This is a genomic window from Nostoc sp. CALU 546, assembly GCF_048836525.1.
In genome coordinates this window covers 1-1,947 of the sequence record NZ_JAWJTF010000354.1, presented here as the reverse complement: position 1 = coordinate 1,947, position 1,947 = coordinate 1, and the positions used below count along the sequence as shown (strand labels likewise).

The window sequence follows — 1,947 nt, the reverse complement described above, 5'->3', positions numbered from 1 at the left end:
CGAAATTATCAAACTCTACCAAATAATTGATCAGTACAATCTCCACGGAAAGATTCGTTGGCTGGGTGTGCGCCTGACTAAAAATGATTCTGGTGAAATTTACCGAGTTATTGCAGATCATCAGGGAATTTTTGTCCAACCAGCTTTATTTGAAGCTTTTGGTTTGACAATTTTAGAGGCGATGGTTTCAGGCTTACCTACTTTTGCTACACAATTTGGCGGGCCATTGGAGATTATTCAAGATAAGGTGAATGGATTTTTAATTAACCCGACAAATTTAGAGGAAACAGCCACTAAAATTGTGGACTTCATCACTAAATGCGAACAAAATCCTAACTATTGGAGTGAAATTTCCCAGCGAGGAATTGACCGAGTTTACACCACCTATACTTGGAAAATTCACACTAGCAAGTTGTTATCATTAGCACGGATTTACGGCTTCTGGAATTTTACTTCAAAGGAAAATCGGGAAGATTTGTTGCGCTACATTGAGGCTTTGTTCTATTTAATTTACAAGCCAAGAGCGCAACAGCTATTAGAGCAACATCAGTATCGATAGTTTGTCATTCGTCATTTGTCATTAGCCAAGGACTAAGGGCTAAGGACAAATGACTAAATTGTTAACGCCCGCCAGGTTCGTTGACCAACTACTCCATCTGTTGCTAAATTCCGTTGATTTTGAAAGGCTTTGACAGCTGTCTCTGTCAGTGCGCCATAAATCCCATCCACTCTAACGGCATAACCATTAGACACTAACAGCCTTTGTAAGACTCTGACAGTAAGGCCAGAGCTACCGAAATAAAGAGTCGGCATAGGTTGGCTACTAAACTTCTGGAAACGTCCTGTAGCCTTTACACGGATTCTAACTCCAGCCTGAGCATATTTCTTAGGCTGACCTAAGTTGGAAGAAGCTAGGAACTGATTATTTTTGCCGATTTTATTAAGTATGTGTTCTTTTGTTAGTGCGATCGCTGAGGGAGAAGCCTGGGAAACCTCATCTGTCTGCATAAATTCAGGTGGTGTGACTTGAGCAGTCATTTCTAACTGACTCTGTTTTGACTGGTTTACGTCATTTTCCATCTGAAATAATTGCTGCTGTGGCAAATTGGCCCCAGATGCTTGTCTTACTGTTAACACGCCCGTCATCATCAGGCCAATTTCACTCATTGTAGTTCATTTTACTTCAAGCAATATTTCTTTTAACTAACAACATTGCTGTTGTCCGGGATAGTTCATACTGACCAAATAAAAAATCATGTACTAATTTTTTCAGATAATATTATCAGGCTCATATTTTCTCACCTCCCATTCCGTTTAATCAGACTAATATTATTAGCTTTGTGCTTTTTTTATCTTTAATCCAGGCATCAATTTGTCAAATATGATATTTAAATCAACGGTTTAGACAATAACATACTATATGATCATCTGGGAATGTCATGAAACCAATTTGCCTAATTGTCTTCGGCTGGTGCTTGGTATGCTGATGCTACTTTTATCATATTTATACTGCTACAAAAAATACTGCTATATTCACTGAGTCAGGTTTTTAAGCATTCATCAATGCAACATTTGACAACAAAATCAATTGTTAATTACAAAAAAAATGTCCTCTCTCAGAGGTTATTTTGAAGAAGAAGCCAGCATTCAGAAATCATAATTCAGAAACTCTGGAAGTCTTCAGCCATAATTCCTAAATATCTACTTTTCTAGGAAATTTTTCTCGGAAAGCGCATACTTTAGCTTCAAAATAATGAAACCGCACAACGTTGTTGCACGGTCTTAAATTTTAACTAGAGTTTAGATTACTGCATGACAAAGTTACACGGGGGCACGGAAAAAATGTCTATACAATTCTCTTGCCTAGCTTATGTTAATTTTTATAACATTTTTAAATCTTGAGAAAAGAAGCACCTTAATAAAACAGGAATCAGAATTCTGAATTCT

General features: G+C 37.3%; 2 protein-coding genes. One reads left to right on the top strand and one right to left on the bottom strand.

Features of this window, described 5'->3' with window-relative positions; all coding sequences use genetic code 11:
- Positions 1-559: glycosyltransferase (locus RRG12_RS43610; protein WP_420763321.1), on the top strand; the 559-nt coding region annotated here is incomplete at its 5' end.
- A gap of 53 nt (positions 560-612) precedes the next feature.
- On the opposite strand, the gene RRG12_RS43605 is transcribed toward RRG12_RS43610, so the two are convergent.
- The gene (locus RRG12_RS43605) at positions 613-1,167 is read right to left on the bottom strand and encodes a peptidoglycan-binding domain-containing protein (protein ID WP_420760985.1); all 555 of its coding nucleotides are present in this window, start codon (positions 1,165-1,167) and stop codon (positions 613-615) included.
- Between the last annotated feature and the right edge of the window lie 780 nt (positions 1,168-1,947).